1 protein-coding gene is annotated in these 261 nt (G+C 51.0%); it reads left to right on the top strand.

Features of this window, described 5'->3' with window-relative positions; all coding sequences use genetic code 11:
• A partial coding sequence (locus HK25_RS13440) for a hypothetical protein (RefSeq protein WP_233127823.1) occupies positions 1-261 on the top strand: 261 nt, incomplete at both ends.

The raw sequence follows: 261 nt of genomic DNA, 5'->3' as shown, positions 1-261 counted from the left end.
AGCTGCATGACGCAATCTGCGTTGCGGTCGGCAAAGATTATGCATACGTCTGCACAATCGTGTCTGGAAAAGAACCGACAAAGCATCGTGCAGATATCCGACTTCCTCAGATGGAGGCGTCGTCTTTCAGTTATCCGACATTCAGCCGTGTTCGATGCACGCCTGAAACTGCAATGAAGTCCGGAAAAACAATCGGCCGCGTATCAGAGAAAACGCTCAGTGATATCATTATTGGCATCACCCGAGAGCACCGCATGCGCG

Source organism: Acetobacter sp. DsW_059, from assembly GCF_002153695.1.
Taxonomy (GTDB): Bacteria; Pseudomonadota; Alphaproteobacteria; order Acetobacterales; family Acetobacteraceae; genus Acetobacter; species Acetobacter thailandicus.
This window is presented reverse-complemented; position numbering and strand designations above follow the sequence as displayed.